Here is a 23,100-nt window from a genome sequence, read left to right as displayed (position 1 = left end):
TTCATGATCCGCGCTTATGCTTACTTATCTAAAAAGTATCCATTGATACATAAAGTTAACATTTTATTTGTCTTGATTCTGTTTCCTCTTTTTATCTTTGCTAAAGCCTCAACCTATAAAAGCAAATATTTAGGCGATAAATAAAATGATGGCGTAGTGAGTAAAAAAAGACCCAGTTATCTGGGTCTTTTTAGTTTTGATGATTACTTACCTTGCCAAATGCGTTCACATTCAGCAGAACCATTGGCTGCGATGGGCTTTTCAAATAGCCATTGCAGTGGTGCTACTACAGGACTCGTCGTAAAGCGCACTGATGTTTTTATAATAGCGGACAGTGGTACATCAAAATGGAATTTATTAAAGGTACCATGAACATCAACCGGTGTTTGTAAGCTGAAAATCTGAGCTTTTTTCGATTTTGGCGATAAATACAGATTAAAATCACGATTTTTATAACTTGCATTAAAAGCACCATGGACTTGAATACGGGAAGTATCAAGCAATAAATCACGTTGCGTCATGTTGCCATTTTTGACATTAAAGCCACCGGCAACGCAATTTAATACGGAATGATCTTTAGTCACAAATTTAGGTAATACAGCATCGGCTAAACTTACCGCCCATAAATCAATTAAGTTAGCTTGGAAAGCTTTAGGCCAAGCCGCAAAACCGATAAAACCGTTAGCGTTATTCATTAGGCTATCTGGAGTATTGGCGAGACTATTAAGATTAAATTCAAAGCTGATCTTACCGTTCATATCGGTTTTTGGATCGATTCGACGAGCAATAATACCGTAGTCAAAGTTCTTCACTAATCCATTAAGATGGATATCAAACAGCTCTTTTTGTGCTTTAACCGAGCCTTTAATATCAATATTTCCGCCTGGTAATTTAATGTGCAGCGGGTTTAAACTCAGTAAACCATTATGTAATGTCCAGTCTAATTTTCCTGCACCTAACCAGTCTTTACCTGAGCGTACTTCACCGACATTGAGTTTGAAATTAGCATTCAGCTTATTTAAACCTTCAGGGCTAAGAACAGGTACGGGTTTATCGACTGTTTTTGCTGGTGTTGTATTCTCTTTGCTGTCTTTAGGTAGCCATGCTTGCCAATTTTTAACTTTAAAATCGTTAATTTGGATGAACGGCGCGCGAAGATTTAATGAGACGGTAGGGCGATCTTGGCCTTTCATTGGGGGTAAGAAATCACCGTTACCTTGTAATTTACTGCTCCCAACCTGAACCAGCATATTACGCAAATGGTAGCCGACTTTATCGGTTGAAAGGGATGCAGCAACCGTCACAGGGCCATACGGTGGTAGCTCAAGACCAGTAAACGCATTAAAGCGATCTAAGTTAGGCGTTGTTGCCTTAAAGGTTAAATTCAACTTTTGTGGATTAATCGGTAGCGATACATTCGATTCTGCATTAAGTGCAATATCACCCACATTAGCCGTTAAGGTAACAGGCACCGATTTACGCCCATCATTGGCTTGTTTCAGTGATACAGAATCAATCTCAATGTTAACGGGCTTATTTGCAGCTTGGCCTGAAATAGTCAAGTGAGTTGCGGTATCAGGACCTGTAATAAACTTACCCTGACGAAGTGCGACATTAAAGGCTTTGCCTGTGTAAGTATCTGCAACACGCAGTTTACCGCCGTTTAATTGTGCCTCGACTTTAGCCTGTTCCATTAACTCAAGCACAGTACGACCTGATAACGACAAAGATAATTTAGCGCTGTCGAGTGTCATACCAAGATCATTGGTTACATTGAACTGTTTTAATATTTGACCAACATTCGGCTTATCCACCCCTAGATGGAGTTGAGATTGGATAGCGTTATTATTGATATCCAGTGAAATATCACCTTGATACAAACTTCCCGCATAGCGAGCACTAAAAGGGGCGGGTTTTAATTTACCGTCACGTAACTGGCCACTAAATTGGGTGTCATCAATTTGTTGATTTGCCCACAGCATTTTATTGATGCCAAGTTTGACATCAGCATCGGCAATCACGACTTTATTGCTAAGTAACGGCATATCAAGATTGACACCTTGAGTTGGCACTGTTTGCTCTACGGTTGGTACTTTTTTGCGATCAACAAATTGCCCTAGCTGATTGAAATTTAGGGTATCAAATTGTGCATTAAGGATTAAAAATGGCGTTTTAGTATTTTGCTTCCATTTAAAATCGACCTTACCTTGGCTTTGCATTAACGCCATCGTGGGGATATTTAATGTTAGCCAATCACCGGTATTGGTGAGTTTTCCTTTGAAATCGATTTTGCCATGCATCGATGCACGTGTACCCAGCCATGGGCTTAGTTTGCCTACATCCTTGCTGTGTACGGTTAGGTTTAACCAACTGCCTTTTTGCCAATTAGTTTTTACAAATTCGCCTTGTGCTTTTATGTCAACAACAGGGCTGGAAAAGTGCAGTGATGGCATCCAATTACGGTGGTTAATAATATCGGATAGTGTGCCTGCTTTAGCTGTGATCTTAACGGGAATATCCATGATCTGACCTTGGATGTCAGAGCTAAAGGGTTGCTCCATACCAGAGGTTAGTGCTGCTTTATCAATGGCAAAAGAGGCTTTGGCACCCCAATCAATATGCGCTTTATCAATATTGAGCGAGAGCTGGCTATTATCAATCCAGTCTTGAAGTTTAGTGCCTTGAGTCGTCAGTTGTAGTTGAGCCTTATCAAGATGCCCTTTGGCATGTGGGATCCCTGAGATCCAACCTGCCATTTCACCTAATTGGGAGTCTTTAGCGCCTAATTTCACATCAACGGTTGATGTCCATTGGGTGGCATCAATATCAGCCGTGCCACGAAATGGCACATCGGCAATATTGGCAGTCATTGGGGCGTGAAGTTTACCTTTATCGCCTTCCACTTTAAGCGAGATATTATTAACAGGTGTACCTAAGCCTTTGATCTCATCAACGGATAGATCAAGGTGGGTTTCTGTTTTAACCAGCCATTGATCTAGCGCTTTTTGTAGGGGCGATTGTTGAGGGGCTGCCGCTGCATAACCGACACCGTACATAACCGGAGGCTGGGGTTGTAACCATGGACGCAGATCGATTAACGGAATATTTAGCTTACCGTTAATATGATTAAGATCTTTGGCGTTTTGAGCCAATGAAATATCAAGGAAACCTTTAGCAGACGTGATAGGGCTCGTTAGCGCGATATCAGCCAATGAAATGCCTTTGCTAGACGCCGTAATTTGGGTTGTTAATGACATTGGTGCAGCATGACGCAAATCAATATCAAGCAGGGATTCAAGCTGCGCGGTATCAACCCAATCAAGTTTTACGTTGGCTGTTGACGGCGTACTACTGTGGAATGGATGAATATCTGCATCAATATTGAGTTTCGCCCCAGCAAAGCTGCCTGTTGCGTCTAATTTACCTTGCTGCTCATTGATCAGGGATTCTAAATCACCGGCCAGTGAAACATCATATTCATTGCCCATGGCATTACCTTTCGCTTGTAATAGCCATTTATTCGGTTTGGTTAACGATAATTGATCTAAATATACGTTGGCATACTGTCCGGTATGTTGATCTAAATAATCAACCGATACTTTTTCCGCTCGAATATTATTGCTCAGTGCCAGTTTAAACAGTGTTGATTGAGTGGTTTCTTTCGGTTTTTCACTGGTTTGCTCGGCAAACACCCAGTTCGCTTTGCCTTGATTATCTTTTGATAGGTGTAATGAAATATCTTTGAGATCCAGATAGTCAATCTTTAGGGTATGAGATAAAAGAGGCAAAACAGAAATTTTTGCACCAATGTAGCCTGATTTCAGCATCGGCTCCCATTTCATTGCTTTAGTGTTGGCAACGGTGACGTCGCTTAACTCAATTTCAGGGCTAAATGATAGGGTCAGTGACATGTCACCACCAATGGTTGTTTCACGATCTAAAGTAGAACTTAACCATTGGTTGATATCATGCCGGTGGTTAGCTAAATCGATCTTAACCCCATAAGCGAGTACCCCAGTTGCGGCAATGATAGGGGTGAGTATGGCAATAGAAGTCCACTTTGCCACTTGTTTTAGTTTGTTTTTCTTTGGTGGCTGAACCGGATTATCCTGTTTTTCAGAGGATGAGTCCGTCTCTGCTGGAATGTGTGATTGCGTCATAATTGGTCAGATTTTCTCTAATGAAGGCGTGCAGCATGCTGGCATCTTGCGAAAAAGCGATGATTAATCGGCATTGCAGATTACTGGCAAAGATATACTGCCCAAATAATATAGTCAGACAGTATAGCAAAAATAGGGTTCCCTTATATTACGCCGTTAGAGGTAACAAAAAATAAATTCAGCGATTTAGCTCTTGTTGTAAGGCAATGCAAATGATGTCGGTCAGCGTTTGTTGTGCTGCAAGGTGTAAATTGAAATGCTGATTCGCAATGCTATGCAGTGGTGGCTCACAAATTATATTGAGCTTCATATCTGCAAGCGAGTTAAGCAGTAAATCGTCGGGTGTGCTTATGACAATAATGCCAGCGCCATGAAGCTTAGCGGCATGGGCTGTAAGTTGTAAAATAGGTTGTTCACTATTATTGCTGATCACAAAAAGCACGTCTTGCTCTGTTAGTGTGTTGGCGATGGTACTTTGCAATGCATGATCTTTACTGTGAATAACAGGTAAACCTAAGGCTAGCAATTTATCATTAAAATCACGGGTAATAATGGCATTTGCTCCCAGTCCGACGAGTTGAATCCGTTGGGCTTGGCTTAATCTTGCTGCAATATCGGTCAGTAATTGAGTATCGATAGCTTTGGTTGTATCAATAATGGCATTGGCTTTTTGTTGCGCCATTTTACTTAAGCTACTCGCAAGCGTGTTATTGGGCTCTGGTTGAGTCGATAATTGATTTAGCACATTACCGCCGATGGTATTGTGCCTTGCTAATTCTTCACTGATCGCCATTTTAAAGGCAGGAAATCCTTTAAAACCAATACGCTGAGTAAATTTTACAATACTCGATTGACTAACATTGGCCGCTTTCGCAAGCTCTTGTGATGACAGTGAAACCACTAATTCAGGTTGTGCTAAAACCAAGGTCGCAATCTTTTGACCATTAGGGGAGAATTGTGATTGTAGGTTGGCGATTTTATCAAGTGCAGTCATAGTCATAACAGTTCGAGCATTTATCTTGATAATAGCCTGAAAAACACTGAGTTACCGTGATATTTACAGCGTTATGTTAATCGCGAACAAGAATCTAGAGCCTGATACGCTTGTTGAATATGATGAATAAAGAACGAATAAACTAGGATGAAAACCTTGAAGATTGATCTGACCCAACTCGTCACAGAAAGTCGCAATACGGCAAGCCAAAATATCGATATGTTATCCACGGTTGAGATGCTAAAGGTGATCAACAATGAAGATAAAAAAGTCGCGTTAGCGGTTGAACAAGTATTACCTGAAATCGCCATTGTCGTTGATGCTATTGCAGCGGCTTTTCAACAAGGTGGACGTTTAATTTACGTAGGTGCAGGTACATCAGGTCGATTAGGTATTTTAGATGCCAGTGAGTGCCCGCCAACCTATGGTAGTAAGCCAGAGCAGGTTGTTGGCTTAATAGCTGGTGGCCATAAAGCGATTTTAAAAGCGGTAGAAAACGCAGAAGACAATCGTGAAATGGGCGCACAAGATCTGATTGATCTGAACTTTAACTCAAAAGATGTGTTAGTGGGCATTGCAGCCAGTGGACGTACTCCTTATGTGCTTGGTGCGATGGAATATGCCAAATCACAAAATGCGATGGTCGCGTCTATTAGTTGTAACCCACAAAGCCCAATGGCTGTTGTTGCCGATGTCGCTATCACGCCAGTGGTTGGGGCAGAGGTTGTAACGGGATCATCACGTATGAAAGCAGGGACAGCGCAAAAGTTAGTGCTAAATATGCTGACAACAGGGGCGATGATCCGGGTTGGTAAAGTGTATGGCAATTTAATGGTGGATGTGGAAGCAACCAACGCTAAGCTGGTTGAACGCCAGAAAAACATTGTGATGCAAGCAACCGAATGTCGCCGTGAAGAAGCAGAACGCGTATTAACTGCCTGTAATGGTCATTGTAAAACCGCGATTGTGATGATCTTAGCTGGTGTTGATGCTCAAACAGCCGCAGACTTATTAGCGAAAAATAACGGATTTACTCGCCAAGCCATCCAAGCCTAATGATACAAAACACAAAGCCCTATCTCGATGGTCGATGATAGGGCTTTGTTAGTGCTATAGGCGGTTATAAATTTTGAAATTCTTTTTGGAAGTTCAGCACTTTTTCTAAGTATCGGCGCGCTTCAAGTTTTGGGTGCTTATTTGTGAGCGCCCAATAGGCTTGATTGGGTTGCAATTGATTGAGCTTATCCATGGCTCGCTGTCTATCTGAATCAAAGGTTGATAACACGCCACCTGCACCACTGTTATAAGCGGAAATCATACTGTAATGCTTAGTGGTAGGATTTCGCACATCCCTTAAATAGCGGGTTTGTAAAATGTGCAAATAAGCGGTCCCCGTATCAATGTTGTTAGCCGGATCAAACAGGTAGTCTTTGGTTGGTATCCCCGGTTTGTTCTTCACCAGTTTAAATACATCCGCCCCTGCTGTTTTCGGGATCACTTGCATTAAACCGTAAGCCCCTGCGTGGCTGACAGCAAACGGGTTAAAACTACTTTCAGTTTTTACCACCGCATAGATAAGATCTTCTGAAATACCGTATTGGCGAGAAGCTCGCTTAATTAAATCCGCATATTGGTATTCACGTTGCTCAAGGTGATCACTCACCATATCGATTTCAACATAGTAAGCTGTGCCTCGTTTGAGTGGCTTGGTGTGCAGCTTATTTTCAATCAGATAATCAGCAAAACGCCCAGCGCGCCAAGGCCATTGAATATCTTGGTTATCATGATCTTTAACTTGCCCCAGTAAGAAAGGCTTACCGTTAAGGGGAATTGATTTGTCACTGAACAAATCCACTTGAGAAGGATCGGCTGGCATCAGCAAGGTTTCTTCAATCGCTTTTTTCAGTGTGGCTTCGGGGGCGTATTGAGCAACCGTTGAAACGTAAATTTTCCCGTTATCAAAATCAATGTGCGCACGTGTACGATAACCATCAAAGTATTTCACATAACGGTGTTTTCCTGCTTGCAGGTATTCGTCATCGCCCCATTGCTTTTTCACTTGCACACCAAGATAAGCCAATAAGGCCTGCATGGCTTGCTCATTATTCACATTACCAGTGCTTATATTCCCGCTATGATTGGGATAAGTGGGCTTGCAGTTATAGAGACATTCAACTTGGTTTGATGAACACCCAGCGGCAAGTAAACAGGTTGTAATAATGAGCAATGCTTTTTTCATGGTTATCCTTACCACATATTTCCGTGATTAATGGGTATTGGCGGCATCACGGATAGCTTTATTAAGATCAGACGTTAAATTATCGACAAATTTATGTTGTTCTGCACGTTGTTTACGTTCACGTGCTTGTTGAGCGAGATAGTTATTCCAGTGGTTTTCTACATCGTCATCATCTTTGATGTTGTTCCATCCCTTTTCGAGGTACTCTCGGTTTTCTTTTCTTTCTGTGAGCTGACGTTTCGGCTGTTAAATACTGTTTTTCCGCTAAGCCATTACTCACTGAATGTAGCGTGTCGACGAGAACTTGGCCTGAGTAGATGTTGAAAAAATGCTTACAAATGCAATTAATAACCAGAAATTATGTTTCATTATCGCTCTATATTTAACAAAAAGTAAAATATAGAGTTTCCATTTTGAGAGGAAGAATTCAAGATTATTTTTACCGTGTATTTTACTACTACCATTAATCGCCACTCTGGATGAGTCATACGGTAGGCGTCGCTTACATGTTGTTACAAAATCTCAATTGTTATTCGCAATGGTTGTGGTTGAATAGCGCGACTTTAATTTTAAGAGGTATAAAATACATATGGACGACCCCACGAGTTGTTCTCTTTTCCTAAACTCCTTTGTTAAGGAGTCTATTCAATGCTAGATCTTTTCCTTCAACCTGAAGCAATGATGATATTTGCGACCTTATTTGCCTTAGAAGTGGTATTAGGTGTCGACAATATTGTGTTTATTTCAGTGCTATGTGAGCGATTACCAGAACATCAACGAAAATTAGCCCGTAACCTAGGTATTGCACTAGCAGTTGCTGCGCGTATTGGTCTTGTGTTCTCAATCAGTTGGGTAATGTCATTAACTCAACCGTTATTCTCTATTGCTGATTCTCCGTTCTCTGGTCGTGATTTGATCATGATTGGTGGTGGTGCATTCTTATTAGCGAAAAGCTTAAAAGAATTGTGGATGTGTTTCTCTGGTGCTCATCACCAAGAAGCCAGCAAAGTACGAGCAGGTATTGCTTTAGTCTTGCTGCAAATCGTAGCGGTGGATGCGGTGTTCTCTATGGACTCTGTGATCACAGCGGTAGGTATGACAAGTGAAGTCCCACTGATGGTTGCTGCAATTTTAGCGTCAGCAGTTGTGATGGTACTGTGTGCTGAGAAGATCAACGATTATGTATTGCGCTATCCGGGCTTGAAAACATTAGCACTACTATTCTTAGTAATGTTAGGTGGTATGTTAATGGCTGAAGGTTTTGCGATTCATTTGAATAAAGGATATGTGTATTTTGCGATGGCATTTGGTTTATTAATTGAAACCTGCCACATCCTATTGAAAAAGCGAAATAAGACAATTATTCGTCGTATCTACCCACAGCAATGTGGCTGGGCAGTTAAAGTAAAATAACCGCGTATTCGACAGATAATATAAAAGCAGAGCCTATGTGCTCTGCTTTTTTATTTTTGCAGTATAAAACCTTCATCGTTTATTTATTACTGTTGGTTTGTAACCAAATTGCATTGTTATATTTAACTAAACGAAAGTCTTTTCACACGTATAATATGAGTCATCACAGGCTTAATTTTTAGTGTCCTAACTTATTTTTGCCCCTTTATTAGATATAGTAAATACTCATTAACAATCTATTTATTTACATTTCCCTTACTTAAACTTATCCGGTGTTTAGTGGCACAAGCCCTGAAAATTTCAGGGCAAGTTGATATTAGCTAATCTCAGGTTTATTGTTGTGTGGGCCAAGAAATCGATCACCATTGAAGTGAATCATATGGTCAGGATTATCAGCAATCCAAACCTCAGTCTCCCACGCAATATCAGCAGCGTTTTTCCGAAACTCTGCTCTATGAGGAAAAGCCGTGACATAAACACGCCCAACAGTACAATCCTCAAGAGCTTCTTCCAATTCAATCCATCGTTTGGGGCTTACAGGTCCGTGACTTGTTACAGCTTCAATTAAAAACAACCATTGACGTTTTTCATCATAAACAACCACGTCTGGTAGTTTGTCGTGAGACATTGGAGGAACTTTAAGTGATTCTAGATACTCAGTTTCTAAAACCATATGTTTTCCCCCCTCATCACGGCTACTTGCTGTATCACCGATATAGAGAACTTTACCACCCTCACCTACAAATCTAGGGCAAAATTCGTGAACAATATCAGCGTGAAGTTGGTTGTGAGCTCCCGGTGATAGTTTTATCTCATTACCATTAGGTAATTGAACAGGAATCTTTTCTTTATTGATAGTTCGCTCGTACATAGCTTGCAGAGTAGGAACTTCATCAAGGAATTTTTGAACCAATTCTTCCCAATCTCCATTAGGGTAAGCATGTAGAATCTCGATTATAGGCTGATTTAATGAGTAGTTATTGTCTTTGCTATTCGTAGCTCTAGCAGGGTTATCTCGATTTCTATCGACGATCTGAGCTTGATCAAATTGGTGTAACGTTTGTCTTCTAATTGTTTCGCGAGAGTTTGGTTTGTAATCTTTACCATACTCAGAGCGAATAAAATCCATAATATTAACGGTCGGGAGAAGTGGTGAATTTGCCACACTCCAATCGTCATTTGGTTTTACATTAGCAAGAGCCAGAAAGACCCAAGCGGATCTATCGTTGTATTGCTGTCTTGGTAAGCCTAGAGCTTTGAGAATTTCTTTAGCTTGTTCTAGTTTTTTATCTCTCATTTTATTGATTTATCTGCCATTAAACTAACAGGTCCCACAATGTAACCTATGTGCAGGTTTTTTTCTTCCTTTAGTGCAGGTTTTTTGCGATACTGCAAAGTCAATGAATTACTGTATAAATGATCAAGTATGACGGAATTGGCTCAAAAAACCCCCCTCAATCTAAATGACATTGCAGATGTAAATCGTGTTGAAGCAAATGGAAAACTTGACGAAAAACTTAGAGGTAAGTTAGGACAGTTTATGTCTTCTTCTTCCGTATCTATGCTCCTTGCAGATATGTTTGAAAATATTGAAGGTGAACATCGTTTATTAGATGCAGGTGCAGGTGTTGGATCGTTAACGGCTGCTTTTGTAGAACGAGTTAAAGGTAATGCTACAAGTATTGAGTCTACTTGTTTTGAACTATCAAGCGTAATGAGTCATTACTTGGGTGATACTTTAGGTCAATGTTCAAATACTTGTGAAGAGAATAACGTGGAATGGAGTCAAACAGTAATTGAAGAAGATTTTATTCAACATTCTGTTCAAAGGCTTCTTAGTGAGGGTTTTATACCTAACTACAACAAAGCGATTCTAAACCCACCTTATTTAAAAATCGCAGCTAAAGGCGAAGAGCGTAAAGCTCTAAGGCAAGTCGATTTTGAAACAGGTAATTTATACTCGGCATTTGTAGGGCTAGCGATTAAGTTACTAGAAGATGGTGGTGAGCTTGTCGCGATCACACCACGCTCATTCTGTAATGGCCCTTACTTCAATGACTTCCGTAAGCTGCTACTAGATACTTGTTCGCTAAACAAAATACACGTTTTTAATAGTCGTAAATCAGCATTTAAAGCAGATAAAGTTCTTCAAGAAAATGTTGTGTATCACTTAACGAAAGGTGGGCCCCAACGAGACACTGTGATTGTTAGTTCTAGCTCTTGTGCAGAAGATCCAAAGCTATTTGTTTATGAAGTGCCTTTTAACCAAGTAGTAAGTGAAAATAATCCAGACAGATTTATTCACATTATCACTGATGAAGAGGAACAGAATGTAGCGACTAGAGCTGGCGGTTTACCATGTTCACTTGAAGATCTTGGTATTCAGGCAAGTACTGGTAAAGTTGTAGACTTCCGAACTAGAGAAAATTTAAGTACTGACTTTGTTGATGGTTCAGTTCCTTTGATTTTTCCTCAACACCTACAAAGATGTGCGATTGAATGGCCCGTTGAAAATGCTAAAAAGCCTAATGCATTGCTGAGCAATGAAAGTACCGCTAACCTTATGGTTCAGAATGGTACTTATGTTCTTACACGCAGATTAACAGCTAAAGAAGAAAAACGTAGAATTGTAGCTTCAATCTATACGGCTGATGTAGCAGACGTTGAAGTCGTAGGTTTTGAAAACAAAACTAACTACTTTCACGCATTAGGAGAACCATTACATGATGATCTTGCTAAAGGTCTTTGGGTATTTTTAAATAGCTCGCTCGTAGATAAGTATTTCCGTCAAATGAACGGTCATACCCAAGTAAACGCTACGGATCTGAGAACATTACGTTACCCAACCAGAGAACAACTTATTGATATGGGTAAAGCTTATGATTTTGAAGAGTTTAACCAAGAGTGTGTAGATCATATTATTGAGCATTTTCTTTGAGTTGTTTTAGTAGTAGATAAATGACAAATCACTTTCCCAGTTTTAGTTTTAATCGAAAACTGGGATTTTTTGTGTTCCATACTTGAAGTTATTCGTCGTCGACTAAATTAGTAAAATCAGCGACAAACTGTCCAAAACTTTCACAGTTAACACTTCGTAACTCAGAAGTGCGCCAAAGTTACTTAGGACAAATACTCTACACATTTTAGGGGGCGTGCGTATTCCCTACTAAAACTTATTCGATTGAGTTGATAACTGTTTATTCTCGTCATTAGGCGACATCTTGCAGCCTAACTTTCCATCATGTGTCATAACTTATTGATTATAAGTTGAGTTAGTATGAGAATGATACATTGCCGAAAGATGTCTATTTATCGTTTAATAAGCGTTATATGGTTTTTCAAGTTCAGAGGCATTTATGGATTTGGGTTTAATTTTCTCAGAGTTAAATAATAACTCTGAATATCGATTTCATCTGGCAAAACAATCGCCAGAAGGAACTCGTCCTATTGATGTGTTGGCTCGAAGTCATGAAGAGTGGACTGGTTGGCAAATTTATAGAGGGACGAAAAAGGAACGTTTTGTTAAAGACAAAATAGTAAGCTTTGCCCAAATATCTGGCTCAAAATTTTTGTTTGGTGGCATTTTTGATATTACTAGCCGTGATTCAAAGCACTATGAGGTAAAGTTAAGCAGTCAGTTTTCTGAACTTATTGGTCGCCTAACAATTGATTACCAAGGCGATAATACGAGGGGGACGGTCTTCACGCCTGATTATATTTTCTCACACTCAAAAGTATCGTCGCTTTCACAACATTCATATCAGGGTGAGCGCTTTAAATCTTATGATGACGTAAACCATAGTTTTGAATTAATGAGCATAGTTATAAAAAATGAGCTCAATGACTGGAAAGTAGCGTTAAGTAGTGTTTTTGGTGTTTACTTGCTAACTGATACTAAAACAGGAAAGCACTATGTTGGCTCCGCTTACGGATCCAATGGTATCTGGGGGCGTTGGTCTGACTATATTTATGGCTACCACGGAAATAATAAAGAGCTAAAAGAGCTTTATGCCATAAATACTCGAGACTACTTTGAAAAACACTTTAAGTTTACAATTCTTGAAGTTCTATCTTCATCTCTGACTCCAGAGCAAGTCATTCAGCGTGAGAGTTTATGGAAATCAAAACTACAGACTGTAAAGTTTGGGTACAATGCGTCATAAACCATATAAAAAATAAGGATTTAGCGTTGCGTAGCCAACGCTAAATCCAAGCCCGAGCCTCTATATAAGTAAATTGTGCGATCTGCTCTAGAAGGGTGCGGCCTTGATGCTTTTCTCAAGGCGAGCACGGTCTTCGAAAGGCAGAGGTTAGACACGTAATCAGATACGACCTGCACGTCAGTTTTACTATTTGCCATACCTGAAGTTATCCATGATTTGATAATATTCGGTTTTTCGAAAATGATTTCTGTCCATATGTGAGTTAGCTATTAGGCTAACTCACATATTAGACAAACTTGTTATGTTATGTGGCTATGCATCATGCATAAGATTATTGCTAAACCCTGATCGCCTATTGGTTCTCATGAATAATTCTGATTAACTTTGCAGGTGTTCCACCATATAGAGAGTCAGGTGGTACATCGGTATTAACCACTGAGTTAGCGGCAATTACAGAACGCGCACCAATGGTCACACCTTTATTGATCACAACATTGCCCCCAATCCATACATCGTCCTCAATCGTAATAGGATCACAAATGGTTTCCCAGTTACGGCGATTGAGATAGTTTAGATCATGGCTAGCACAGTAAAGCTGGGTGTTCGGGCCAATCATTACGTTATTGCCAATAATAATTTTAGCGCCATCCAACATTGTTACGTTCATATTGATGAAGGTCTTTTCCCCAATCGAGATCGTTTTACCGAACTCACAATAAAAGGGGGAGCGGATGTGACTCGATGCAGAAATCTTTCCCATTAGCTGTTGAAATAGTTCATGACGCTGAGAGTCATCTGTACTTTGGTTAATGGTCTGTAATAAGTTCGAAGCATTTTGACGAATCTGGTTAATACAGTCTGCGCCGCCGTCAAAGTCTTCACCGGCAAGCATTTTTTCGAATTCAGTCATGTTGTCTCTCAACGTGCTATAGAGTTATTTGAAATAAAAACGTTATGTTTACTTACTGATTTAGATTGTTATTGAGTAAGTAATCCCCAAGAAAATAGAGCCAATCTACCCAAAAGATGAAAGCAATGGCTAAGGGTTTATTTATGTAGTGAATCCCAGTCAGAGAAATAATGAATTAAATAGTCTATTGCCAAGCGAGCACGCGCAGGAAGAAAACGTTGGTTTTGATATACGATCCAACTGCTATTACCTTTACCCCAAAAATCTTGCAGTATCGGAATAAGCGAACCTGAATCTACCCCTTTCGCTAGGCTACTTTTAGGCATGTACGCGATGCCTAGCCCTTCTTCGCATGCCGAGATAACAGCATTAGAGTTATTGCTTTTCCATCGACCGTGAACACGGGTATTAATTGTGTTGCCATCTTTTTCAAAGAGCCAGTGGTCATTATTGGCAATAATACAGCTATGTTGTTTCAATTGGCTAGGGTGAGTTGGCTCTCCATAACGGGCTAAATAGTCTTGGCTGGCAACCGCAGCCATAGGGCGATCAACGAGTTTTCTCGCGACTAAACCTGAATCTTTTAGTGCCCCGTAACGGATCGCAAAGTCGATACCATCTTCGATAAAATTCACCATACGAGAGTTAAAATCCATCTCGATAGTAAGATCTGGGTAAGACTTCGCGAATGCCATTAGCGCTGGAGCGACATGCTCTTCGGCAAATGCACCAGCAGCGCTGACGCGTAAGGTTCCACTCAGCGTTATTTGCTGTGTGTTTACGCTTTCGCTGGCTTGTTGTAACCCATTTACCAGTCCTCTGCATTGTTGATAATACAATTGTCCAGCATCGGTTACATTGACCTGTCGGGTTGAGCGAGCTAATAAGGCGACACCTAATCTCTCTTCTAACCTTGAGACTTGTCGGCTAACGTGGCTTGTGCTGCAACCGAGCTGTTTAGCCGCAGAGGAAAAGCCATGGCTTTCAGCGACTGCAACGAATTCAATGATCCCATCGAAACTATTCATAGACCTTTATCTTTGCTATTTAACAACAATGATTTGCCAATTTTCTATATTATCAGCCATATTGAATTGAATTAACATGTTTTTGAACTCAATCATTGAAGGAAAAGACAATGAAAAGGATCCTGATCCCTGTAACGAATCATGCAACTCTGGGCGATACTGACCAAGCGAATGGCACTTACTCACCAGAGATAACGCACGTTATTCATGAGCTGACTGCCGCTGGTTTTGACTATGACATCGCATCGATTAAAGGGGGTAAAGCGCCACTTTATGGTACGGATATCGAAGGTGATGAGGTAAACCGCATTGTGTTGGCGGATGATAATTTTCAGAACCGAATCAATAACACGATCCCCGTCTCGCAAGTGAATATTGATGAGTACGATGCGGTATTTTATCCAGGTGGCTTTGGTCTGCTATCTGATCTTTCCACCAATACTGATTTTGCGCAATTAGCTGCAAAACATTACGAAAACGGTGGCGTTATAGCGGCGGTATGTCATGGCCCAGCGGCATTGCTTCCTATTACATTAAGTAATGGTGACAGCCTACTTGCATCTATATCGGTAACGGGCTTTACACGTGAAGAAGAAATCGATTTCGGTACGATTACGCATATTCCATTCTTACTGGAAGAGGCGCTTTCAAGAAAGGCAGCGCGATTTAGTAAAGTACAGCCTTGGCAAACACTGGTTATCGTTGATCAACGAGTGATTACAGGCCAAAACCCGACCAGTGCTCACGGCGTTGGAAAGGCGTTAGTGACATCGCTGACGTAATTAGATTGTTGATAGGGTTTAAAACGTACCTGATTTGAAATAGCACATGGGTTTGAGTTATTGACTAACATGGTATTTCGTATCGGTACTGCAAAATATCATAGCCTAGTAATGTTTGTTCTATCATGGGATGCAAACATTACAGGCTATGCTTTTGCTGATAAAGCGTGTTTAAATTTAAGCGAATTTTCTACGTTCAATAAAGAAATGAAGCAGTGCCATACCGCCATGACCAATTAAGTATGCTTCAATTAAACCTGTCAGAGATTTATGGATCTCCCTCACATCGTTGGCATAAGGTGAGTGACTTAACCACAGCGCCAGCCATATCAGTGCTGCGGCTTCAATTAAGATCAACGCGCCAATACCTAATCCTTGAATAATATTCCCTAAGCCTTTTTCTCTTGGCTCGGGTAATTTACCGTGGTGTAGTTGTCTTAAGTCATCGAATAAAACGGCATTGTCACCAAAAAGGTAAGGGAAAAATTGACGAAATGATTGTTTAACTAACATGTAGCTAATCATTGCGAGTGTGACGACAACGGTCAATATGCCAAGAATAATATGTACCCATAAGAAGAGGGTAGAGAAAACGCCACTTTCGATTTCACCGGCATGGGTCATGTGCACTAAATTACTATTTAAGATCTGTAAGATCACTAAAGCGGCTAATGAAGTATGAATATGGCGCAGCCCCGTATTGGGAAAGTAATGTTTGATGTAGCGCCAAAAAGAATGAAGTAGCGGCATAGTGAACCTTAATCAGATGGTATAAAAAGAAGATGATTGATAAGGGAAACTTAGCATAAAGGAACAAAATAGACAGAAAGAAAGTAGATGAAAACGCGTAAAGTAAATATGCATTTTTAATGCGTAAATAGCTTAAAAAGGATCGAGAGATTTCTTTTTTAGCTCTGTTAATACGGTGTTACACTATTGCTGCCAACACATATTGTCATGGAGAGAGTAGTGAGCACACCTTCAGAAACACCACAATTATCCCAATTAAATGTCTTTCCCGTAAAATCAATAGCAGGTATCAGCCAATCCAAAGTTTGGGTCGAAAAACAGGGGATCAGCTTTGATCGTCGTTTTATGGTTGCGACCCTATCAGGCGATATGATCACGGCACGCAAATCCCCCGAGATGGTAAAAGTGAAAGCCGCGTTAATTGCCGATGGCATCGTACTGAGCTATGAAGGTAAAGCCTGTTTAGTATTGAAGTATGCTCAATTTGCTATGGCAGAAGCATCCTCAACCGTGTGGGCAGATACATTCATCGCCTATACCACGACGGAGCAAGCCAATGCATGGTTTAGTGACGTACTAGGGCAACCTGTTCAGTTGTTATTTACGGGTGAGCAATCAAACCGTGTGCGTCCTAAAATTAGTCAAAATGTGAGTTTTGCTGATGGTTATCCGTTATTAGTGATCAGTGAAGCCTCGCTTCAAGCGCTTAATGCGCGTAGTAGTGAACACCACACCATGGATCAGTTTAGAACCAATTTAGTGGTGAGTAATACGGAAGCGTTCGCAGAAGACGGTTGGAAACGTATTCGGATCGGTGAAGTAGAGTTTGAAGCGGTCAAACCTTGTGCTCGATGCATTTTAACTACGGTCGATCCTAAATCAGCAACGTTTAGCGAAAGTAAAGAGCCGTTGGTTACGATGGCAAAATTCCGCTCAGATGAAACGGGTAATGTCTATTTCGGACAAAATCTTGTGGCACTTAATGAAGGTATTATTTCTGTTGGTGACACCATTGAAATATTAGAAACGAAACCGAAAGAAATATATCCAGATAATAGTGAACAAAAATTACAGCTTACGTGTGTCGAGCGTGAAGATATTGCGCAAGATTTCACTACATTTTGGCTAGAATCTCATCAAGAAAACCAAGCGTTACCGACTTATTTACCGGGGCAACATTTACCTATTCAGTTAGAAGTGAATGGTGAATATATTTCTCGTCGCTATACATTATCTTCTAGCCCATCACGTCCTGGGCGTTATGCAATATCAGTAAAACGAGTTAATGACGGTCGCATCTCTAATTGGTTACATGAGCATTTTCAAGTCGGTGATACATTGGTGTCTGAATCGCCGAGTGGTGATTTTCACCTAGGGGTACATACGGATAAATTATTATTGCTCTCGGGGGGGAGTGGTGTAACGCCAATGATGTCGATGCTACGATATTTATCCGATCATGATTTAGTGCGTGATGTAGTGTTTTATCATCAATGCCGTACTGAAGCTGATATTCCTTATTTAGAGGAATTACGCGCAATAGAAGAGAAGCATCCTTCTCTTGATTTACGTATCGTATTAACGCAACCCAAACGCGACTGGCAAGGTGAATCTGGACGACTAAGCATTGGTCATTTAGCCATGATGAGTGATTTAGATAAACGTCAGGTATTTGTTTGTGGTCCTGATGCCTTTATGTCGTCGGCGAAAAAGTTATTGCTCAATATGGGCATGGCAGCTTCTCGTTATCACCAAGAAGCGTTTGGGCCTGTACGTCATGCACTCGAAGAAAAAAAGACGGTCGAATTATCAATTGATGGACAGCTTTTCCAAGGGAATAACCAAGCGACGTTATTAGAGCAAGCAGAAACGGCTGGTATTAAGATGGATTATAGCTGTCGTGCTGGTTTTTGTGGGGTTTGTAAGGTCACAGTGAAATCTGGAGAGGTAGAACAACCAGAGGTTCCAGCACTTTCATCGCAAGAGCGTGCTGAAGGAAAAGTACTAGCATGTTGCTGTGTGCCTAGAAGTGATCTAGAAATCATTAAATAGTGAGCTACAGGTAATTTAGGAGGCGATGTCGATGATTATAAGTCAAGGTGATATTGATAAATCATCGCTTACCTTAAAACGTTGACGGGTGAATACAAAGGTCAACAATTGCAATAACTTTGTTATTTAGATGGCTTCTTATGTACTTTCAACTGGAAGGTAAGCATAGAAGCCATTTTTATATATTCAAAATAAAAAGTTGGTTTGAAAGAATATTATTTTGAGTTCTATTGCTGAAAAGGTTTTAAATGTGGAGTATGCTGCTCGCGCAAACGATTACAATAGAGTAAGGATCTCGTATGTTTAGCAAACCTCTTATCGCACTTTCTATCACTTTAGCTATTTCAGGGTGTGCTACAACGCCTATCGTTCAACACCAACCTTTTACGCTAACGGTCGCACATATTAATGATACCCACTCTAATTTTGACCCCGTAAAATCGAGTTTTAAAGCTGACGATACCAAAGTTTATAACGAGTTTGGTGGCTATCCTCGCCTGCAAACGATGGCGAAAGAATATAAAGCTGAAGCTAAAAAAGAAAATCAAAGCTTACTGTTCTTACACGGTGGTGATGCTTGGCAAGGTAGTGCTTACTTTAAGCTAAACCACGGCGCAATGAACGCCGATATGCTAAGCAAAATGGGCTTAGATGCGATGGCATTAGGTAACCATGAATTTGATTTAAATAATAAAAAATTAAATGCTTTTATCGGTAGTGTTAATTTCCCTGTGCTTGCAGCTAACGTAGATGCTAGCCAAGATGCTGATTTGAAAGATCAAACTAACTTACGTCCTTACCAAATTTTTGCTTTTGATGGCAATAACAAGACAGTCGTTAAAGATATTAACCACTTACCTAAAGATAAAAATCTTGTTGCGGTATTTGGTATTGCCTTAGATAACATGGCAAATATTGCACCTAATACGGGTGATGTGAAATTTTACGATATGGTGAAAACGGCACAAGCCACCGTCGATATGCTAAAGAGCAAGGGGATTGATAATATTATTGCGCTCACGCATATCGGTAATGCAGTAGATCTTGATGTTGCGTCAAAAGTTAACGGTATTGATCTTATTGTTGGCGGTCACTCACATACGTTATTAGGTGACTTTGCTGACTTGGGTTTAAACAATAATGGTATATATGCCCAAATGGTGAAGAACCCAAATGGTACAACGGAAACATGTGTTGTTCAGGCGGGTGAGTATGCTCAAGCGATTGGCCGAGTAAATGTAAGCTTTGATGCGAACGGTGACGTGGTAAAGTGTGCAGGTCACAATACCTTATTGAGTAACGATGAGTTCTACCATCATGCCGATCGTAAACAAAGCGATATGTTTACCCCTGTACAAACGGCAATCGTTGAAAAATTCATCGACAATCATGAAAAAATCACGATCACAGATGAAGATGTTTTATTACGCCAACGTATTGATACTAAATACAAACCAGCAGTAGATAAAGCGTACGGTAAAACTATTGCTCAAGTGCCGGTAGAAATTAAACATGAACGACGTCCTGGCGATCGTGGCACAGATAAGCATGGCTCAGATGTCGCGCCTATTATAGCTGAAGGCCAATATTACTGGGCGAATGAGCCTCAAGTTCAAAAAGTAACGGGTATGAAAGTGGACTTTGCTTTGATCGGAGCAGGTGGCATTCGTACCAATATTGAGGCGGGTGAATACCGTGAAGGTAATGTGTCATTAGAGCTTTTACCGTTCTCAAACTTTATGTCTGTAGTACCACTTAAAGGTGCTGTGATTAAACAGTTATTACAACAAACGGTTTCTGCAACGCTGCCTGAAGGCGCTCATGCGGGTAAATTCCCTTATGGCGGTCATATTCGTTATAGCTTTACCGAAACAGCAGCAAATAAAGCAGGCAAGCTTAATAATGTTGAGGTGATGACTGGCACAGAAAAGAACCCAATTTGGACGCCAATTCAAGATAATAAAACCTACAATGTTGCAGTAAATAATTATAACGCAACGGGTAATGATGGTTGGACACCTGTTTATCAAGCGCAAAAGGATCACTCTGGACGTGTCGATTTAGCCTATGTTGATGGCAAGTTAACAGGCTTTAAGGTTAAGAACATTGAAAAAGTAGGCGACAAGTACCAAGTAAATTACCAAGGAGCTGCGCCAAACTGTAAAGCCGCCAATATGCGCTGTAATACAGATGCTCAAGCTGTGATTGATTATATCCAGCAAAGTCGTCCTAACCTTGTACCGCTAAGTTATGAAGTTGTTACGCTAGATCGCGTACAAAAATAAACCTTTGCGGTTTTAGGTAAATAAAGTAGGCGCCCTACATGTGATTAATAAAAGCGGTAGGGTGCTTTTTATTTTTTGGAATCGTCTAAAAAAGACAATGAAAATGCGGTTTTCACGAAATATTAATAGAATATTAACTGGTTTATTCGTGTTTAACCTTATGATATATATTGCTTTTGTTACCCATAAGATTAAAAAATAAATTATTTAAAAAATAAAGCTATACAATTCCCTAAATATCATTACTATAGTCCTCGGCCTGTAAGTCAGACCTATTTATATGTAACATTATGTTTTAGAAAATCTTCGCTGTAACGCTATACCAGTGTCATGAAGCTTTCCACTCATAAGCTATAACGTAAATAATTCTTTTCTGGCTACAAACGCATTTTTGCGAATTATTTAAAAAATATTGGAGACTCTCATGTCTAAATCAACTGGTATCGTTAAGTGGTTTAACGAAGAAAAAGGTTTCGGTTTCATCACTCAAGACAACGGCGGCGCTGACGTATTCGTTCACTTCCGTGCTATCACAGGCGAAGGTTTCAAGACTCTTGCTGAAGGTCAAAAGGTTGCTTTTGATATCGAACAAGGTCAAAAAGGCCCTCAAGCTGCTAACGTTGAAAAAGCTTAATTCTTTTTTACGTTAAAAGTTTAAAAAATGCCGACATTATGTCGGCATTTTTGTATCTGTTATTCAACATTACGTATCTAAGAATCTCTACTATATCTCTCTACTTACCACTATTTCGTCTTTCGTTATTTTATTTTGAACGAAACTGTTTGAGTCCGCTATCTTGCTTCAATACACTTAACGTTCGTTTTTAGTATTTTGGGTGCAATGGATGCAATCAGAATCATCTCAAAATCACATTGATATATTAGCCTTTAATCAATTGCGTTCAGGCTTTGAATCGCATAGTGATTGCTCGCTTTCTGCTTGTATAAAACAAGGGCAACACCTTGCAATATCTGGCGTTTCTGGTTGTGGTAAGAGTAGCTTGCTACAAGTGATTGCTGGGCTTAAAGCTCCTCAGTTAGGTACTGTTACCTTCAATAAACAATTGATTGATGTAAAAGCATTCAACTTTTGGCGTCAAAACATTTGTTACTTGCCACAACAAGCCGTTATGGGCGGAGAATGTGTACGTGATGTCTTACATCTTCCTTGGCGTTTAAAAGCCATTACTCATTTTCCTGTACCTAACGATGAGTTGTGTTTATCTGCTTTATCACAAGCGGGTATTACGGTGTTATTAGACAAGCCTATTGATACTCTTTCTGGGGGCGAAAAGCAGCGTGTAGCCATCGCTAGAAGCATATTAATGCAGCGCAATGTGTGGTTGATGGATGAGCCCACATCCGCCCTTGATCCTTCAGGGCGAGATCGAATTATTCAATTGCTTTCTGAGCTAACAATTATTTGTGTTTCTGTATCACATGATCCTGTTTGGTTAGCAAGTGCAACACATGTGCATGCTATGTCGTTAAGTAAGGATGAGTGTAATGTCTGAATCAATCAATAGTACTTTGGATATTCATTGGCTGGCGATGGCGGGCTTCTACCTGTTATTACTTATCCCCATGTTCTTGTTTCAGCGTTGGCAATTAGGGTTAAATCGCACTTTAATTAATGGCGTATTACGCATGACACTTCAGTTATCTGTTGTGGGTATTTATCTTCATACCTTGTTTGGTTTGCAGAGTGTGGCAATAAATATGCTGTGGCTAACAATCATGGCATTAGTGGCAAGCTATACGATTTGTAAACGGGCAGAGGTGAATGTAAAGCGTGTGTTGCCTGCGGTAATAACAGGGCAGTGTGCTGCATTATTGGTTGCTTTGCCTGTCATGCTGATAGGGGTGATTCAAGTCGACCCTTGGTGGCAAGCACAGTATATGATCCCAATTGCGGGAATGCTGCTTGGTAATAGCTTAATGGCAAATGTATTAGCCTTATCTCGCTGGGGGAGCCTATTAAAAGATAACCATCATGAATATCAGTATTACTTGTCATTAGGCGCTCCTGATCCTGCCTTGCCGTTTATACAGACAGCAGTAAAAGCAGCATTAACTCCCCAATTAGCCGCGATGATGACATTAGGGATTGTCAGTTTACCTGGAATGATGACGGGACAAATTTTAGGTGGAGCGGCACCGCTGGTGGCAGTGAAATACCAACTAGTGATTATGGTAGCGATTTTTATTTCTGGCGTAATTTCGGTAGCGACTACCTTGAGCATTGTTAGGCGGGTAACATTCAATGCTTATGGTGAGGTGCAATAAGTACTATTTCCGACAATAAAAAAGCAGCAATTAAGCTG

At 40.4% G+C, this 23,100-nt stretch carries 17 protein-coding genes; 10 read left to right on the top strand and 7 right to left on the bottom strand.

Annotated elements, in window-relative coordinates; translation table 11 throughout:
* Nucleotides 1-203: 203 nt before the first annotated feature.
* On the bottom strand, nt 204-4,160 hold the full coding sequence (locus C9J46_RS05385) for an AsmA family protein (protein WP_107290636.1): 3,957 nt from the start codon (nt 4,158-4,160) through the stop codon (nt 204-206).
* A 178-nt stretch (nt 4,161-4,338) separates the two neighbouring features.
* Entirely contained in the window at nt 4,339-5,160 is an 822-nt protein-coding gene (locus C9J46_RS05380) for a MurR/RpiR family transcriptional regulator (RefSeq protein ID WP_233217692.1), read from the bottom strand.
* A gap of 150 nt (nt 5,161-5,310) precedes the next feature.
* On the opposite strand from C9J46_RS05380, the gene murQ reads away from it, so the two are divergent.
* Nucleotides 5,311-6,210: an N-acetylmuramic acid 6-phosphate etherase gene (gene murQ / locus C9J46_RS05375; RefSeq protein ID WP_107290673.1), complete on the top strand. Its 900-nt coding sequence runs from the start codon at nt 5,311-5,313 to the stop codon at nt 6,208-6,210.
* A 64-nt stretch (nt 6,211-6,274) separates the two neighbouring features.
* Here murQ and mltC read toward each other — a convergent pair whose 3' ends face one another.
* Nucleotides 6,275-7,393, bottom strand: coding sequence for a membrane-bound lytic murein transglycosylase MltC (mltC, locus tag C9J46_RS05370; protein ID WP_107246442.1), 1,119 nt, complete (start codon nt 7,391-7,393; stop codon nt 6,275-6,277).
* A gap of 648 nt (nt 7,394-8,041) precedes the next feature.
* Here mltC and C9J46_RS05360 point away from each other — a divergent pair.
* On the top strand, nt 8,042-8,806 hold the full coding sequence (locus C9J46_RS05360) for a TerC family protein (protein ID WP_045083054.1): 765 nt from the start codon (nt 8,042-8,044) through the stop codon (nt 8,804-8,806).
* A gap of 316 nt (nt 8,807-9,122) precedes the next feature.
* Here C9J46_RS05360 and C9J46_RS05355 read toward each other — a convergent pair whose 3' ends face one another.
* Nucleotides 9,123-10,103, bottom strand: a complete 981-nt coding sequence (locus C9J46_RS05355) for a BsuBI/PstI family type II restriction endonuclease (RefSeq protein WP_107290635.1) — start codon at nt 10,101-10,103, stop codon at nt 9,123-9,125.
* A 129-nt stretch (nt 10,104-10,232) separates the two neighbouring features.
* Between C9J46_RS05355 and C9J46_RS05350 the strand changes: the two genes are divergently transcribed.
* Nucleotides 10,233-11,744: an Eco57I restriction-modification methylase domain-containing protein gene (locus tag C9J46_RS05350; protein ID WP_107290634.1), complete on the top strand. Its 1,512-nt coding sequence runs from the start codon at nt 10,233-10,235 to the stop codon at nt 11,742-11,744.
* A 418-nt stretch (nt 11,745-12,162) separates the two neighbouring features.
* The gene (locus C9J46_RS05345; protein WP_107290633.1) at nt 12,163-12,969 is read left to right on the top strand and encodes a GIY-YIG nuclease family protein; all 807 of its coding nucleotides are present in this window, start codon (nt 12,163-12,165) and stop codon (nt 12,967-12,969) included.
* Between the two features lie 352 nt (nt 12,970-13,321).
* Here C9J46_RS05345 and C9J46_RS05340 read toward each other — a convergent pair whose 3' ends face one another.
* Nucleotides 13,322-13,879, bottom strand: a complete 558-nt coding sequence (locus C9J46_RS05340) for a sugar O-acetyltransferase (protein ID WP_045150568.1) — start codon at nt 13,877-13,879, stop codon at nt 13,322-13,324.
* A gap of 137 nt (nt 13,880-14,016) precedes the next feature.
* Nucleotides 14,017-14,907: a LysR family transcriptional regulator gene (locus C9J46_RS05335; protein ID WP_107290632.1), complete on the bottom strand. Its 891-nt coding sequence runs from the start codon at nt 14,905-14,907 to the stop codon at nt 14,017-14,019.
* A gap of 110 nt (nt 14,908-15,017) precedes the next feature.
* On the opposite strand from C9J46_RS05335, the gene C9J46_RS05330 reads away from it, so the two are divergent.
* The gene (locus C9J46_RS05330; RefSeq protein WP_107246434.1) at nt 15,018-15,689 is read left to right on the top strand and encodes a type 1 glutamine amidotransferase domain-containing protein; all 672 of its coding nucleotides are present in this window, start codon (nt 15,018-15,020) and stop codon (nt 15,687-15,689) included.
* 177 nt (nt 15,690-15,866) lie between these two features.
* Here the strand turns inward: C9J46_RS05330 and C9J46_RS05325 are convergent, their stop codons facing one another.
* Entirely contained in the window at nt 15,867-16,439 is a 573-nt protein-coding gene (locus C9J46_RS05325; RefSeq protein ID WP_107290631.1) for a cytochrome b/b6 domain-containing protein, read from the bottom strand.
* A 207-nt stretch (nt 16,440-16,646) separates the two neighbouring features.
* Here C9J46_RS05325 and C9J46_RS05320 point away from each other — a divergent pair, with 207 nt between their 5' ends.
* The 5 genes from C9J46_RS05320 to C9J46_RS05300 all read left to right on the top strand — a co-directional run bounded on the left by C9J46_RS05320 (nt 16,647) and on the right by C9J46_RS05300 (nt 23,062).
* On the top strand, nt 16,647-18,491 hold the full coding sequence (locus C9J46_RS05320; RefSeq protein WP_199190630.1) for a hybrid-cluster NAD(P)-dependent oxidoreductase: 1,845 nt from the start codon (nt 16,647-16,649) through the stop codon (nt 18,489-18,491).
* 299 nt (nt 18,492-18,790) lie between these two features.
* Nucleotides 18,791-20,776: a bifunctional UDP-sugar hydrolase/5'-nucleotidase gene (locus C9J46_RS05315; protein ID WP_107287497.1), complete on the top strand. Its 1,986-nt coding sequence runs from the start codon at nt 18,791-18,793 to the stop codon at nt 20,774-20,776.
* A gap of 424 nt (nt 20,777-21,200) precedes the next feature.
* The gene (locus C9J46_RS05310) at nt 21,201-21,410 is read left to right on the top strand and encodes a cold-shock protein (RefSeq protein ID WP_006644751.1); all 210 of its coding nucleotides are present in this window, start codon (nt 21,201-21,203) and stop codon (nt 21,408-21,410) included.
* Between the two features lie 211 nt (nt 21,411-21,621).
* Nucleotides 21,622-22,290 carry an ATP-binding cassette domain-containing protein gene (locus C9J46_RS05305; protein ID WP_107206764.1) on the top strand — a complete coding sequence of 223 codons (669 nt, stop codon included), beginning with the start codon at nt 21,622-21,624 and terminating at the stop codon, nt 22,288-22,290.
* Nucleotides 22,283-23,062: an ABC transporter permease gene (locus C9J46_RS05300; RefSeq protein ID WP_233217691.1), complete on the top strand. Its 780-nt coding sequence runs from the start codon at nt 22,283-22,285 to the stop codon at nt 23,060-23,062. Before C9J46_RS05305 ends, C9J46_RS05300 begins: the two co-directional genes overlap by 8 nt.
* Nucleotides 23,063-23,100: the final 38 nt, after the last annotated feature.

The organism is Photobacterium sp. GB-36 (genome assembly GCF_003026135.1).
In the GTDB taxonomy this organism is placed as follows: domain Bacteria; phylum Pseudomonadota; class Gammaproteobacteria; order Enterobacterales; family Vibrionaceae; genus Photobacterium.
The sequence above is the reverse complement of the archived record's forward strand: the minus strand, read 5'-3'. Positions and strand labels throughout refer to the sequence as shown.